This is a genomic window from Erythrobacter sp. (assembly GCF_038133525.1).
Lineage (GTDB): Bacteria > Pseudomonadota > Alphaproteobacteria > Sphingomonadales > Sphingomonadaceae > Qipengyuania.
In genome coordinates this window covers 24,938-38,567 of record NZ_JAYPTL010000033.1, presented here as the reverse complement: position 1 = coordinate 38,567, position 13,630 = coordinate 24,938, and the positions used below count along the sequence as shown (strand labels likewise).

Annotated in this window: 13 protein-coding genes and 1 pseudogene; 4 read left to right on the top strand and 10 right to left on the bottom strand. The window is 64.4% G+C overall.

Translation table 11 applies throughout. The features are described from left to right. The 4 genes and pseudogenes from AAFM29_RS10320 to tsaD all read right to left on the bottom strand — a co-directional run. A pseudogene (locus AAFM29_RS10320) lies at positions 1-241 on the bottom strand (lipopolysaccharide biosynthesis protein); the annotation flags it as partial. Positions 242-268: 27 nt separating this feature from the next. Then, positions 269-697, bottom strand: a complete 429-nt coding sequence (locus AAFM29_RS10315) for a hypothetical protein (protein WP_341712722.1) — start codon at positions 695-697, stop codon at positions 269-271. Beyond that, complete coding sequence (locus AAFM29_RS10310) at positions 694-1,683, bottom strand: NAD(P)H-dependent glycerol-3-phosphate dehydrogenase (protein ID WP_341712721.1); 990 nt, start codon at positions 1,681-1,683, stop codon at positions 694-696. Before AAFM29_RS10310 ends, AAFM29_RS10315 begins: the two co-directional genes overlap by 4 nt. Next, positions 1,680-2,708, bottom strand: a complete 1,029-nt coding sequence (tsaD, locus tag AAFM29_RS10305; protein WP_341712720.1) for a tRNA (adenosine(37)-N6)-threonylcarbamoyltransferase complex transferase subunit TsaD — start codon at positions 2,706-2,708, stop codon at positions 1,680-1,682. Before tsaD ends, AAFM29_RS10310 begins: the two co-directional genes overlap by 4 nt. Before the next feature lie 45 nt (positions 2,709-2,753). Here tsaD and hemC point away from each other — a divergent pair, with 45 nt between their 5' ends. The 3 genes from hemC to AAFM29_RS10290 all read left to right on the top strand — a co-directional run bounded on the left by hemC (position 2,754) and on the right by AAFM29_RS10290 (position 5,311). Continuing rightward, a complete protein-coding gene (gene hemC / locus AAFM29_RS10300; RefSeq protein ID WP_341712719.1) occupies positions 2,754-3,683 on the top strand; it encodes a hydroxymethylbilane synthase in 930 nt (309 codons plus the stop codon). Continuing rightward, entirely contained in the window at positions 3,680-4,363 is a 684-nt protein-coding gene (locus AAFM29_RS10295) for a uroporphyrinogen-III synthase (RefSeq protein WP_341712718.1), read from the top strand. Before hemC ends, AAFM29_RS10295 begins: the two co-directional genes overlap by 4 nt. A gap of 102 nt (positions 4,364-4,465) precedes the next feature. Further along, positions 4,466-5,311: a hypothetical protein gene (locus AAFM29_RS10290; protein WP_341712717.1), complete on the top strand. Its 846-nt coding sequence runs from the start codon at positions 4,466-4,468 to the stop codon at positions 5,309-5,311. Here the strand turns inward: AAFM29_RS10290 and AAFM29_RS10285 are convergent. After that, entirely contained in the window at positions 5,308-6,531 is a 1,224-nt protein-coding gene (locus AAFM29_RS10285; RefSeq protein WP_341712716.1) for an FAD-dependent monooxygenase, read from the bottom strand. The two genes, AAFM29_RS10290 and AAFM29_RS10285, sit on opposite strands and share 4 nt — an antisense overlap. Before the next feature lie 67 nt (positions 6,532-6,598). On the opposite strand from AAFM29_RS10285, the gene AAFM29_RS10280 reads away from it, so the two are divergent. After that, on the top strand, positions 6,599-8,671 hold the full coding sequence (locus tag AAFM29_RS10280; RefSeq protein ID WP_341712715.1) for a thioredoxin family protein: 2,073 nt from the start codon (positions 6,599-6,601) through the stop codon (positions 8,669-8,671). Here AAFM29_RS10280 and AAFM29_RS10275 read toward each other — a convergent pair. The 5 genes from AAFM29_RS10275 to AAFM29_RS10255 form a co-directional block, all read right to left on the bottom strand. Beyond that, a complete protein-coding gene (locus tag AAFM29_RS10275) occupies positions 8,628-9,206 on the bottom strand; it encodes a hypothetical protein (RefSeq protein ID WP_341712714.1) in 579 nt (192 codons plus the stop codon). The two genes, AAFM29_RS10280 and AAFM29_RS10275, sit on opposite strands and share 44 nt — an antisense overlap. Positions 9,207-9,260: 54 nt before the next feature. After that, positions 9,261-10,760 (bottom strand): peptidase S10, encoded by a 1,500-nt coding sequence (locus AAFM29_RS10270; RefSeq protein ID WP_341712713.1) that lies wholly within the window; start codon positions 10,758-10,760, stop codon positions 9,261-9,263. Positions 10,761-10,803: 43 nt separating this feature from the next. After that, positions 10,804-11,592: a methyltransferase gene (locus AAFM29_RS10265; protein ID WP_341712712.1), complete on the bottom strand. Its 789-nt coding sequence runs from the start codon at positions 11,590-11,592 to the stop codon at positions 10,804-10,806. Between the two features lie 110 nt (positions 11,593-11,702). Further along, positions 11,703-13,226, bottom strand: coding sequence for a methyl-accepting chemotaxis protein (locus AAFM29_RS10260; protein ID WP_341712711.1), 1,524 nt, complete (start codon positions 13,224-13,226; stop codon positions 11,703-11,705). Between the two features lie 17 nt (positions 13,227-13,243). Beyond that, positions 13,244-13,540 carry a hypothetical protein gene (locus tag AAFM29_RS10255; RefSeq protein ID WP_341712710.1) on the bottom strand — a complete coding sequence of 99 codons (297 nt, stop codon included), beginning with the start codon at positions 13,538-13,540 and terminating at the stop codon, positions 13,244-13,246. Positions 13,541-13,630 lie beyond the last annotated feature (90 nt).

Genomic DNA, 13,630 nt, shown 5'->3' with positions numbered 1-13,630 from the left:
CGTCTGCGCCTACCAGCGGAATAGCGCGCAAGGCGAGCTTGCCGAGATAGCCGGGTCGCGGGCGCCATTCGATCGGCAGGCCGTAGGTCTTGAGGAAAGAATAGAGCGCGGTGAACAGCGCGGCATAGATCGAACCGACAAAGGCGAGCGCAATCCCTGCCGATGCGAGCGCGGGCACGAAGAACAAACCGCCGACCAGCAGCGATTTGGTCCACGGCTCGACCACCGCTCGCGCACGCACGGTGGTGGCGATGTCATACTTGTATGCCTAGGCGGCCAGCACGATCTCGGTCAGCGCATAGCCGGGGATCGCAATCACGATCAGGCGATCGAGTTCGGTAAACTGCCCGCTTGGGAACAATGGCGCCGGGACCAGCCAGAGCACTGCCGCCACGACGCAGGAGAAGATCAGCGCCAGCAGCATCCCGTCATAGACAAGATTGGCAGGATGCTTGTCCTCGCCTTCGGCCAGGCGCTGGGCCAGGCCGCGCTTCTCCCCCATGGCGCACACCAGCGCGACCAGTTCCACCACAACCAGGGCTGATGCGAAGCGCCCCAGCGCTTCAGGTCCATAGAGCCGACCGGCAAAGAAAAAGAACGGCAGGCGCGCCAAGAGCCGCAGCAGGAAGCCGATGAAACTCTGTCGCCCACCCTTGGCCAGAGCGGTAAGGTCTTCGTCAGATTGTGTCGCGCTCATCCCAGGCTTTCCTGTTCGGCGCGCAAGGGCCGGGCGAGAAGCGAAGACACAACCTGACGCGGATCACCGCCCGCGATCAGGTTATTGACGGCGCCGACGATGGGCATGGCAACATCATGTCGTGCGGCCAGTTCGACCAGTACCGGCGCGGTGTGCGCGCCTTCGGCAACGGTGCGGCGGTCGGCCATCAACTCGTTCGCAGACTTGCCTTCGCCCAGCGCCTTGCCGAGCGAGAAATTGCGGCTCGATGTCGAGGAACAGGTCAGTACGAGATCGCCCAGGCCGCATAGCCCGGCAAGCGTTTCCGCCCTCGCGCCCAGCGCTTCGCCGAAACGCAGCATTTCGGCATAGCCACGCGCGATCAAGGCCGCGCGGGCGTTCTGACCAAGGCCTAGACCGTCCACAACGCCGCAAGCGATGGCGAGCACATTCTTGACCGCGCCGCCGATCTCCGCGCCGGTAACGTCGTCGGAGTAGTAGGGCCTGAAGGCTGGTCGTGCGATAACTGGCTTGAGCCGCTCCCACTGGGCCTCGCCTCCACCACAGGCGAGCGTGACTGCAGTCGGGAGCCCGGCGGCGACCTCATGCGCGAAGGTCGGCCCCGACAGGACCGAGATGGTACTGCCGGGTGCGGCTGCGCTGGCGACCTCGTTCATCACGCGCCCGCTGCCGGCCTCGATACCCTTGGAACAGAGCACAAGGTCGCGCGGATGGGATGGCATGGCGCCAAGCACGCTGCCCATATGCTGGGCAGGGGTGACGACCAGCAGCACATCGCGTGCCGCCATCTCCGCAAGATAGCCGGTGGCCTTTATGGTCGGGGCAAGCCTTGCAGAGGGCAGGAACAGGCTGTTGGTGTGGCTGGTGTTGATCTCATCGACCAGCTCGGCCTCGCGCGCCCAGATCAGCACTTCGCGCCCATCGCTGGCGAGCATTTGCGCCAGTGCCGTGCCCCAGGCACCGGCCCCAAGTACACCCACACTCATGCCTTCACCCCCGCGCCGCGCACTGGCTCGGCCTCTGGGTCAAGTGGCCAGCGTGGCCGCGCCGAAATGTCGAGCGGGTCCGATTGGCCGAGCCGCTCGATCCCCGCCCAGGCAATCATCGCCGCATTGTCGGTGCACAGCTTGGGCGGTGGAGCGGCAAAGCGCATCCCGTTATCCGCCGCGACTTTTTCCAGTGCAGCGCGCACGCTGGCATTGGCTGCGACACCGCCCGCCACAACCAGCGTATCGACATCATCCATTTCTGCCAGCGCAACCTGCAGGCGATCGACCACGCAATCGATCGCGGCCTGCTGGAAGCTGGCAGCGATATCGGCAACCTTGTGTGCGCCCGTTTCATGCGCGCGCAGCACCGCGCTCTTCAGTCCGGCAAAGGAGAAGTGCGGTTCGCCGCTGCCGACCATGGGCCGGGGCAGGGGAACCGCTTTCACGTCACCCTCGCGTGCAATGCGCTCGACCGCTGGGCCACCCGGGAAACCAAGGCCCAGTATCTTCGCGGTCTTGTCGAAAGCTTCGCCCAGCGCATCGTCGATGGTGGTGGCCAGTCGCCGGTATTGGCCGACGCCATCGACACGCAGGATCTGGCAGTGTCCGCCAGATACCAGCAGGAGGGCATAGGGGAAGGCGATGGTTTCGTCCGCAAGGCGCGGGCTCAGCGCATGACCTTCCAGGTGGTTGATCGCGATCAGCGGGGTGTCGCTGGCCATCGCCAGTGCCTTGGCGCTGACCAGCCCCACCATCACGCCGCCGATCAGTCCGGGCCCTGCGGTCGCGGCAATCGCGTCGCAATCTGCCAGCGTTACGCCGGCGTCTTCGAGGACGCCCGCAATCATCGGGGCGAGCCGTTCGGCATGCGCGCGCGCGGCAATTTCCGGTACCACGCCGCCATAGGGCGCGTGTTCCGCATCCTGCGAAGCAATGCGTTGCGCCACGATTCGACGGTCGGAATCGACCAACGCGGCAGCGGTTTCGTCGCAGGAACTTTCTATGCCGAGCACGAGAGCCATCCCGCTTCCCCTTAGCGACATGCGCCGCTAGGGCAAGAAAACGCTATGCCGACCTCCCCAATGATACGCCTCGGAACCCGCCGCTCACCCCTCGCCATGGTACAGGCGCAAGAAGCACGCTCGCGGCTTTGCGCGGCGCATGGCTGGGACGAAACACAGGTCGAACTGGTTCCGGTGGTGGCGAGCGGCGACAAGGTGCTCGACCGGCCCTTGGCGGAAATCGGCGGCAAGGCGCTGTGGACGCGCGAACTCGATGAATGGCTGGTGGACGGCCGCATCGATATGGCGGTGCATTCGATGAAGGACGTCGAGACGTTGCGCCCCGCCTCGCTTGCGATCGGCGCAATCCTGCCGCGCGCGGACAAGGCCGACCGCTTGCTTGGCGCGGCCTCGCTTGCCGACATTCCGCAGGGTGCGAAGGTCGGGACCAGTGCGCCGCGCCGCGCCGCGCAATTGCTCAACCTGCGGCCCGACGTCGAAGTCGTCGGGATTCGCGGCAATGTCGCGACGCGTATGGCCAAGCTTGATGCAGGCGAGGCTGATGCGACATTCCTGGCTTCGGCGGGACTGGATCGGCTTGGTGAGGCTACCGTGGGCGTGCGACTCGATCCCGAAGTCTGGTTGCCCGCACCCGCGCAGGCGGCAATCGGCATCGAATGCCGCAGCGATGATGTGCGGGTGCTGGACCTGCTTGCCGCCGTCGACCACGCGCCGAGCCGCGCCGAAGTCTTGGCCGAACGCCGCCTGCTCGAAGGGCTGGGCGGAGGATGCAGCAGCCCGATTGCCGCATTGAGTGTTACCGCTGTCACCGAGATTCACCTGCGTGCGGCGATCTTCAGCTCCGATGGTTCCATCCGCGTAGGTGATGAGGCGCGCTTCGCGAGCGACGACGACGCGGCTCCGCTCGCTCTCGCGGAGCGCCTGCTTGCTGCGGCGCCGGCCGAGGTCCGCAAGCTGTTCGAAGGGGCGGCGTGATCCCCCTGTTCCTCTTCCGGCCGGAGCCCGGATGGACCGTCACCGCGGACACTGCCAGGGCAATGGGGTTGGAGGTCCATGGCGCGCCCTTGTTCCTGATCGAAACGGTCGATTGGGACGCCCCTGATCCAGACGCCTATGACGGATTGCTGATCGGCAGCGCCAACGTCTTCCGCCACGGCGGCAAGGCACTTGAAGCTTTTCGGAATTTGCCGGTTCATGCCGTGGGCGAGACGACGGCAGAAGCGGCGAGGGCGGCCGGTTTCCTGATCGGGCAGACAGGCCGGGGCGGGATGCAAGTCTTGCTCGATGCGATGGCCGGTCGCGAATTGCGCCTGCTCCGGCTGGCGGGAGAAGACCGTATTCCGCTCACGGCGCCTGATGGCATCCAGGTCGACACACACGTCGTGTATCGTGCGGTTCCGCAAGCTATCGAAGAATCGGACGCGCGGATGCTTGCGGTCGGCGGCGTGGTGGCGCTCCATTCAGGCGCTACGGCACGGCGCCTGGTCGAGGAATTTGAGCGCCTTGGCCTTCCGCGCGCCCTCGTAACGCTGGTAGCGATCGGGCCGCGCGTGGCCGAGCTTGCCGGCGACGGCTGGCAATCCATCCACATTGCCGATGCTCCGGGCGATAGCGAGATGCTGGCCATGGCAAAAGCTTTGTGCCAGACTCGCTAGGCAAGGGAAGGGGACGTTCCGTAACGGGATGCCCGGGTCGCAGAACGGATTTTGATGAACGAGTTCGCTAGCAACAGGCGTAAGGGAGTATTGGCGAGGCCCATGCTCGTGGCGATGGTCGGCGCCTTCCTTTTTGGTGGGGCCGTGGTTGGCTATGGCGTCTATCGCCTGACCGGCCAGTCGGAGCCGGAACCTGTGGCCGTCGAAGAGCCGCAGGCGATAGCCACCAGCCTACCTTCAGAGCCGACACCGACACCCAGTGCCACCGCCAGCCAGGCCGCCCAGCAGGCGGTTGCTCGCGTCGAAGAACAGCAGGGCGGGCTCGACCAGCGCTTGGCGGCGGCGGAGCAGCGCCTGGCACGGCTCGACCTGCAGGCCCAGGCTGCTGCGGGTAACGCCGCGCGGGCTGAGGGCCTGCTGATTGCCTTTGCGACGCGCCGCGCACTGGAAAAGGGTGCGGAGCTCGGCTTTCTGGCCGACCAGTTGCGCCTGCGTTTCGGTGACGCGATGCCGAATGCAGTTGAGACGCTGATCAGCGCCAGCCGCAATCCGATAACGCTCGACCAGCTCATAGCCCGGCTCGAAGGCCTCTCGCCCCGGCTGGCCCAATCGACGAGCGAAAGCGGCTTCACCCGTTTTCGCAAGGAACTGTCGCAGCTGTTCGTGATCCGCAGCGAAAGCGCCCCCTCGCCGCAGCCGCAGCGGCGGCTCGACCGGGCGCGCCTGTTCCTCGAAAGCGGGCGGACAGAGGCCGCGATCGCCGAAGTGCGCGCATTGCCCGGCGCCACGAATGCAGCTGGCTGGATCCGCGATGCCGAACGCTATGCAGCGGTGCAGAAGGCGCTCGACCGGATCGAGACCTCTGCGGTGCTTGAACCGCGCCTGTTGCGCGATGCCTCGGGCAACCGGATCGAACAGCCGAGCCCGGCGGAGAAGCCGGAGGGTTAGGCCCTCAAAAGCTCGGGAAGCTTCCCTGATACCCCGCGGGCTTCGTCCATGAAGAAGCGCTTGAGCCAGCCCGAACGCTGGACACCCGACATGCCCAGTCGCCGGATCGCGCTGGCAGTCTTTCCGGGCACGCCGAACAGTCGCGTGAGCCCGTCGGTCGCGCTCATGACCATGAGCGAGTCGAGTGCGCGCCATTCTTCGTATTTGTTGAGCACCTGTGCATCGCCGAGATCGAGCCCCAGCCGCAGTGCCTCGTCCAGTACCTCGACCAGCGCACCGACATCGCGCAGCCCGAGGTTGAGGCCCTGGCCTGCGATCGGGTGCATGCCATGCGCGCTGTCGCCGACCAGTGCGAGCCGCTCGTCGACGATCTTGGCGGTATGCTGGAAGCTCAGCGGGAAGGAAGAGCGCGTGCTGTTGAGCTTCAACTCACCCAGCAGGTCGCCCATGCGCTTGTGAACCTCGGCCAGGAACGCGCGGTCGGACAGTTTGACCACGCCTGCGGCATCCTTCTCATCGACCGTCCAGACCAGCGCACTACGGTGCTGGCCGTCGGGTCCGTCCAACATGGGCAGCAGGGCGAAGGGGCCGTCAGGGTAGAAGACCTCCCAGGCGACGTTCTCGTGCGGCTTCGAATGGTCGAGCCCGACGATCATCGCGCGGTGGCTATAGTCCCAGCTCGCCATCTTGAACCCGGCCTCTTCGCGGGAGGGTGAGCCGCGCCCTTCGGCGCCGACCATCAGCGCGGCCTTTAGCACGGTTCCATCTGCGAGCTTTGCAGATACTCCGAAGGCGTCGCGATGGCGTTCCACCACCGCGACTGGTGCGTGCCAGGCGATCAGTGGTTCCTTCGCCGCCGCCTCGTGCAAGGCCAGGCGCAACTGACGATTGGCGAACATCCGGCCCAATGTGCCTTCGTGCGGTTCGGGGCGAAAATCGAGCCTGCCGGGCTTCATCTGGTCGAGCACCGCGATGGCCGCAATGTCGCAGCCATGCGGCTCGAGCGCTTCCTCGAGACCGATATTGCAGAACAGTCGCCAGCTGGCAGTGGATATGGCTGATGCGCGGCCGTCGAACCCTTCCGCGATTAGCTCTGTGGGATCGGCACGATCGACGACGTGGCAGGACAGGCCCTTTTTCGCGGCTGCAAGCGCCAGCGTCATGCCCACCAGCCCGCCGCCGAGGATCAGCAGGTCGCGCGTCTCGTTTGCCTCTGTCACCTTGTCCGCCTCGTTGCGAATAGTACGACATGGCCCTAGAGGCGCGAGTGTGAGCGAGGCAAGGACAATGAACGGGTTGCGCGCGGTACTGGCCGCATTGATGCTGGCTTTGGCGGTGCTGTTGCCGGCTGCAGCGGTCGCGCAATCGCAACCGGGCGGGCCGAACGATATCGCGATCGAACTGGTCGCCGAAGCTGCGCCTCAGCCCGGCAAGGAGTGGGTGCTGGCGTTGCACTTCACTCCACGCTCGCCCGAATGGCATGGTTATTGGTCGAACCCAGGCGATGCCGGTTTGGGCATGCAGCTCGACTGGCAGTTGCCGGAAAGGTGGCAGGCCGGCGAACCGCGCTATCCCTTGCCCAAGCGACTGGTCATCGGTGAGCTGATGAACCACGTCTATGAAGGTTCCTACGCCGTGCTGGTGCCCATTGCGGTCCCGGCAGGTGCGGCGGTCGGCAAGGCTGCTCCGATTGGTCTCACCGCCAACTATCTCGCCTGCACCGATACTATCTGTGTCCCGCAGGTTGCCAGGATTACGCTCGATCCCGCCAAGATAGGCAGGGATCCGCGCTTTGGCGGCTGGCGTGCCGCGATCGTCCCGCCACTGGGGAGCGAGGCTGGCTTCGAATTCGCCGGTGATCGCTTGCGTATCGGCATTCCGCTTCCCGCCACGAGCGCGCTTTCGGACAAACCGCATGTCTTCCTGGCTGACGGTGACCTGGGTGAGTACCGTCGACCCGTATATACCGCGCGCCAGACCTTCATCCGCGAGGGCGACTTGCTGGTTGCGGAAATTCCGTTGCAACGTATCTCCGGGCCCTCAGACGCCAGCATCGATCCGGTACCCGGGCGGATCGAGGGCATTCTCGATTTCGGCAATGGCGGTGGGGTAAAGTTTTCCGCCAGCGCGAGCGACGTCCCACTCGAAGGGCACAAGCCGATCAGTGGCGGCACCAGCCTGGATTTGTGGCAGCTGTTGCTGGCCGCGCTTGTCGGCGGCTTGCTGCTCAATGTCATGCCCTGCGTCTTCCCGATCCTGAGCCTCAAGGCATTGGCACTGGCCAAGGCAGGCGGCGATGAGCACGCGGCGCGAGGCGATGCGCTGGCCTATACCGCGGGTGTGGTACTGGCCTGCGCTGCCCTGGGCGGCACGATCCTGTTGCTGCGCTCGGCCGGTGAACAGGTGGGCTGGGCCTTCCAGCTCCAGAACCCCACAGTGGTAGTCGGCCTGTTCCTGCTGGCGCTGGCGATCACCGCCAACTTCCTTGGCGCGTTCGAAGTGCCGGGCCTGGCGATCTCGAGCGGGAAGCCGTCGCGCGGTGGCTCCTTCGCGACCGGGCTGCTTGCTGCCTTTGTGGCGACTCCCTGTACCGGCCCCTTCATGGCGCTGGCCCTTGGTGCCGCGCTCGTCATCCCACCGCTCGACGCAGCCTTGGTCTTTGTGGCCTTGGGCGTAGGCCTGGCATTGCCGTTCCTGCTGGTTGGCTTCGTCCCCGCAGTCCGCGCGCGACTACCGCGTCCGGGTGCGTGGATGGAGCGGTTCCGTCGCTGGATGGCCCTGCCGATGGGGCTCACGGCTGCGGCCCTGGCCTGGCTGATCTGGCGCATCGGCGGCGTGAACTTCCTCTTCGTCGGTGCACTGATGGGGGGCGCTCTGGTGCTCTGGCTGGTCTTTGCCGGACGTATGCAGCGCGCCGGCAAGGGTGGACCGATGCTCGCCGCGCTGGCTGCAGCGGTGGTGATCGGGCTGGTATTCCTGCCGCAGCCGCAATCCCCCGCGCAGGCTGCCGAAAGCTTGCTCGACCCGCTGCCCTTCAGCGACACTGCGCTGGCCGACGCCAGGGCTTCCGGCAAGCCGGTGTTCGTATGGTTCACGGCCGACTGGTGCGTGACCTGCAAGGTCAACGAGAGTGTCGCGATCGAGCGTGAGGAAACCAGAGCCGCATTCGAGGAGGCTGGTGTGATCGCAATCCGCGCCGACTGGACGCGGCCTGACGAGGCAATTTCGCGCATCCTGACACAACAGGGTGCCGCTGGCGTGCCGCTCTATCTCTGGTACGCGCCCGGTGCCGAGGCCGAGCAACTGCCGCAGGTGCTTACGCCCGACCTTTTGGCGGAGAAGGCGCGGGACTCTCGCTAGCTTCGGGCGCTGGTGCGGCTTGCGCGCGGCACCGCTCGATCAGATCGCCGGGCAATCGGCTGGGGTTGAGGATGACACTACCCGCGCCGGGGACTGTTGCCTCGACCTTCCTCGCGCCGGTCAGAACGTCCAGAGCGGGATCCAGCGCGTCGGTTTCTGCCTGCCAGAGCCAGGCCCCATTGGTCTCGGTTGCATCGATCTTGAGCCGTGAAACATGGCTGTTTCCGATCAGGGCGAGCACCGCCTTGGCATGCGGATCTGCAGGGGCAAAGCGGGTGTATACGACGCGCGACGTCTGCGCATCGTGGATGCATTCGATCGCCAGCAAGGGGCGATCCCCGGGCTTGCCGTAGAGCAGCCGGTCAGGGCGCTTGCCCGGGGCCCATATCGCACCCGTGGTGTCGGGCGAATCCATCGGTTCTGACGGACCTTCGGTGATCGGGGCAATGCGCGAACGTTCGACGTATTCGTCCGATGCCGGCGGCTTGCACGCGGACAGCAGCACCAGTGGGACAAGGAAGAACACGCGGCTCATGGGCGCGCTATGGCACAGGCGCCATGGCATTCAAGGCGCACGGCTGCGATGTCCTCAGCGTGAGCGGATGAATTCGCGAATGTCGCGCGAAAGCTTGGCCCGATCTTCGTCCCGGACATACATCATATGGCCCGCGTCGTAGTATTGGAACTGGATGCGATCCTGCGGGAAGCCCGTGCGGCTGAGGGCATATTCCGCGGCGAAGAATGGCGTCGCGAAATCGTACCAGCCCTGGCCAACGTAGATGCGCAGCCCAGAATTCTCGCGAAGTGCACGGCCAAGATACGGTGCTACGTTGAGGTAAGCATCGGTGTCGCGCCCGCCCTTGAGGCGCCAATCCCAATCGTTCACCCCGCCAATCGTTACATATTGCCGATCGGTCTTGTAGCCGATCGTGTCGCGCATGAAGGCATTGACCGCCGCAGTGTAGCCACCATCGATCCCGTAGAAACTCGGGTCGTTGTCTGGGTATTCGCCGGCGTTGTCGTAATCCTTGCCGGTATATCGACTGTCGAGCCGCCCTACCGTCAGCCCCCGGTCCCGCAGTAGTTCCTTGTAGAAACGACCGGACGATACGCGCAGATCGGCGCGTTCCAGATAGTCTTCCGATAGGCCGGTGAAACGCGACAGTTCGCGCCGCACTGCGATGCGTTCTTCCGCGCTGGCCTTCTGGCCCTTGAGCAGGAAGGCGGCATAGGGGCCGATGGCGAACTGGCGGGCTTCATCGACGAATTGCTCGACCGAAGCTGCCTGGGCCTTGCCATGGTAGAGTGCAGTAGCGGCGAATGAGGGCAGGGTGGTGATATAGCCCAGTTCCGCCCCTTCGGTTTCCGCACCCGCGGCAAAATCGAGCACCGTCGATATGAGGATGACGCCATTGAGCGAGACGTCGTTGTACCCGCCCTCGAGCTCGTTCACGACCGCGGCGCTGCGGGTGGTGCCGTAGCTTTCGCCACCAAGGAACTTGGGGCTGTTCCAGCGACCGTTCTCGCTCAGCCACTGGCGGATCACCTGAGCGACCGACTTGGCATCCTGCGATACGCCCCAATAATCCTTGGGATCGGTGTCGCCGATCGCATGGCTCCAGCCGGTACCGACTGGATCGATGAAGACCAGGTCGGTGACGTCGAGCAGTGAATCGGGATTGTCGAGGATCGGGTAGGGCGGTGCCCCGTCGTCGCGCGCATCCGATGGAATGCCGACGCGCTTGGGGCCGAAGGCGCCCATCTGCAGCCAGACCGATGCCGACCCAGGACCGCCGTTGAACAGGAAGGTCACGGGGCGGTTCGCGTCGCGCGGTTCGGCGATATAGGCGGTGGTGACGATCGCTGCCTTGGGCGTACCCTTGTCATCCTTGAGCACCTGTTCGGCGACAGTTGCGGTGTAGCTAACCGATCGACCGTTGAAGATCCCTGTAAAGCGCTTGGTTGCGCTATTGGGCTTGTATTCTGCGGCGGCGGAGTGCGTTTCGCCGCTGTCCTTGTCGGCAGCGATGGCTGGGGCGGCGAGGAGTGCTGCCCCGGCGATGAGCGAGGCGAGAATGCGAGCGTTCATGCGCTCTCCTATGGCAGCGAAGTCAGGCAAGGCAAAGCCGCGCTCAGCGCGGCTTGCGGAACTTCATCAGGAAGCGGTCGGTCTTGCCGCGGATCGATGCGTCGAACACCCCCTTGGTGTGATCGTCGTCCGGATTGGTCAGCAGGTCGCTTTCGGCTTCAAGCACGAAACCTGCACGCTCGAAGTCGGCGCGCACGACGGCGGGATCAATGCGGTGCATCTTGTCCACTAGCGCGCGGGTATCGTCACCTTCGCCGACATGGTCGATCACGCCCACGATCCCACCCGGCTTCATCGCCGCATAAAGCCCGTTCGTGAATTTATCGGGATCGCTCTTCGGGATGTTGTACTTCACCGATTCCCAATAAATGTCGTGGTATGAGAGATTGATAATCGCAAAGTCGAAGCTGTCCGCAGGATAGGAGAAGGCCTCGAACGAATAGGTCTTCAGGGCAACCGCAGGAGCGCGGCTCTGCAGATTCTGCCAATCGGCGCCCTGCTTCTCCTCGTTGTAAAACTGCGTGGGTTCGAGCGCGATGACGCTGCCAGTGCTGCCAACGGCGTGCCCCATGATCTCGGCCCAATAGCCTGACCCGGTCATTACGTCCGTGGCGGCCATGCCCTCTTCAAGTCCAAGGAAGGTCAAAACCTCAACGGGCTTGCGACTCTCGTCGAGCTTGCGGGCGTCTTCCGGCCGGTCGGGCGTTGCTACCGCGTCGGCAATGGCCGAGCTGGTGGTTTGTTCGGCGGCTGGCTCACCCGCGGTGGCCGAAACGGGCGCCATGGCGGCAAATGCAATGGCGGCGGTCAAAGATAGGTAGGCAATACGCATGTGAGTCTCCCCTGTCGGAGTGAAGACTGGCGGGCTCCGGGCTCGGCGCAATCGCCGTTGGACGAACGGCTTTGGCGTTCGACCAACGGCGGGAAATCGCGCTAGCTGCTCTAGCCGGCGCGCAATTCGGCTAGCACCTGCTGCATCGCCTCATGCAATTCCTGCGCACGCCGGCCGACGCTGGCGGAAACGCTGTTGGTCTGTTCAATCACGTCGCGCACCTGTGCGATTGCGCTGTCCAGCGCCACCACTTCATCTGCCGCGTCGCGAACTGTCGTGTCGACCTTGCTGGTTGCGCGAACCATGCCATCGGTTTCGGCGATCTGATGGTCGATCACCGCATCGATGGAATCGGCAGAGCGGCTTGTTGCAAGCGAGGCGCCGGTTGCGTCGCGGATCCCCGATGTGATGGTCTGCGACGCGCCGCGGACCAGTTCGAGCATGTCGGAGATCTCGGAAGCGGCGTTGGAAGTCTGGTCCGCAAGCGACTTCATCTCGATGGCGACGACGCCAAAGCCCCTGCTGCCTTCATGGCTCGCCTCGATCGTAGCGTTGAGCGCCAGCATCCGGCTTTGTGCCGAAATGTCGGCGATCAATGCGATGATCCTGCTCGCCGAATCCATCGTTGAAGCTAGCTCTTCAACCTTGGGAACGAGTTGCGCGGAGGTGTCGGCGCTCTGCTGGGCAGTCTTGCGCGCTTCGCGAACTTCGTGGCCAACGCGCCCGATGCTTTCCGCCAGCGTCTGCACGTCCTGGGCCAGTCCGCGCATGTCGTTCTGCACATATTGGTGATGCTCGGCCAACCGGCTGGACTTGCTCACAGCCTCCTCGAAGGCAGAAGCGAGCATGTCGCGGCTGCTATCCAGCTGGCTGGTCATGGCCCCAAGATCGGTGACGATGGCGCCGACCCGCTGATCCAGTCGTGCGGCAAGCTGCTGGCGCCGTTCATTGTCCAGCGCATGCCGCTCGCGCTCGTCGGAAAGCGCGCGTTGCTCTTCCCTCCGCAACGCTTCGCTTGCTCGCAGGTTTTCGGAGACTTCGACTTCACGCGACTTGGTGAGGATCGCGCCCGTAAGCTGGCTGACGATCCACATCAGCATGCCACTCTGCAGAAGGATCAGGCCCACGTGAAGGGCCACGCGCGGCAGGTCGCCGTTGCCGGAGAAGACCCAGGCCGGGGCGATGTAGGTGAAGATGGTATGGTGAACCGTGATCAGGAGTGAGGCACCGATGATCGAGCGGGAGTCACACAATAGGACCAGCGCGGCGAGCGCGGGGAAGAAATACATGTGCAGGTCCATCTGCCAGACGTGACCCTGCAACAGGAAAATGAAGATCGCCGGATAGGCGACGGCGCTCAGGCCGATGACGATCCGGGTGGAAGCGTCGTGAAGCTTCATTCCGAAGACCAGCAGGGTCGGCATCGCGGCTACGATCATGGCCAGAACGACGGCAGTGGTCAGGTTTGGGGAGGACATTGCCCAGCCCGCGAGAGCCACGGCCAGGATGTTGATCCAGAAGATCCGGGTGATCAGGCGCGATCCGTTCCGGCGGATGGTTTCCAGGCCATCGCGGTCTGCTATCTCGCCAGTGATATCGATGTCTTCTGCGTGGAAGTCATGGCTCAGCTTCATTTGCGTCCCTTTGTCGATCAGCGCGGTTCCGCGTCTCCCCCACAGCCGACGGGCGCGCGCATGACGAGAATGCCTTGGTTCAGAAGCGGCAGGAGGACGGTGGCCCGGTTGGCCACGACCAGCAGTGTTTGCGAACCATAGGGTTGGCCGGATGTTAGTGCCCCGGCTGCGCGTGCCCGATTGATAAACTCGGCTTGGGAGAGCGGCTGGAGCGAAACCAGCAGCATTGGCCCACGTTCGGGTGGCGAAAGCACCATCCCGGTGAGCGCGGTTATAATGACCAGTGTGTGCAGGACGATTGCTATTTTCTTCATGGCTATCGCCACCTGCCGACCTGTCGTTAATGCAGTTCCCCTAGAGATCTGGGGATTAATGGGTCGTAAATCGCACTACGTAATGCATTA

Excerpts from the sequence above, each read along its gene's own strand:
- AAFM29_RS10315 (WP_341712722.1), bottom strand. The coding sequence starts at position 697 with ATGAGCGCGACACAATCTGACGAAGACCTTACCGCTCTGGCCAAGGGT.
- AAFM29_RS10310 (WP_341712721.1), bottom strand. The coding sequence starts at position 1,683 with ATGAGTGTGGGTGTACTTGGGGCCGGTGCCTGGGGCACGGCACTGGCG.
- tsaD (WP_341712720.1), bottom strand. The coding sequence starts at position 2,708 with ATGGCTCTCGTGCTCGGCATAGAAAGTTCCTGCGACGAAACCGCTGCC.
- hemC (WP_341712719.1), top strand. The coding sequence starts at position 2,754 with ATGCCGACCTCCCCAATGATACGCCTCGGAACCCGCCGCTCACCCCTC.
- AAFM29_RS10290 (WP_341712717.1), top strand. The coding sequence starts at position 4,466 with ATGCTCGTGGCGATGGTCGGCGCCTTCCTTTTTGGTGGGGCCGTGGTT.
- AAFM29_RS10280 (WP_341712715.1), top strand. The coding sequence starts at position 6,599 with ATGAACGGGTTGCGCGCGGTACTGGCCGCATTGATGCTGGCTTTGGCG.
- AAFM29_RS10275 (WP_341712714.1), bottom strand. The coding sequence starts at position 9,206 with ATGAGCCGCGTGTTCTTCCTTGTCCCACTGGTGCTGCTGTCCGCGTGC.
- AAFM29_RS10270 (WP_341712713.1), bottom strand. The coding sequence starts at position 10,760 with ATGAACGCTCGCATTCTCGCCTCGCTCATCGCCGGGGCAGCACTCCTC.
- AAFM29_RS10265 (WP_341712712.1), bottom strand. The coding sequence starts at position 11,592 with ATGCGTATTGCCTACCTATCTTTGACCGCCGCCATTGCATTTGCCGCC.
- AAFM29_RS10260 (WP_341712711.1), bottom strand. The coding sequence starts at position 13,226 with ATGAAGCTGAGCCATGACTTCCACGCAGAAGACATCGATATCACTGGC.
- AAFM29_RS10255 (WP_341712710.1), bottom strand. The coding sequence starts at position 13,540 with ATGAAGAAAATAGCAATCGTCCTGCACACACTGGTCATTATAACCGCG.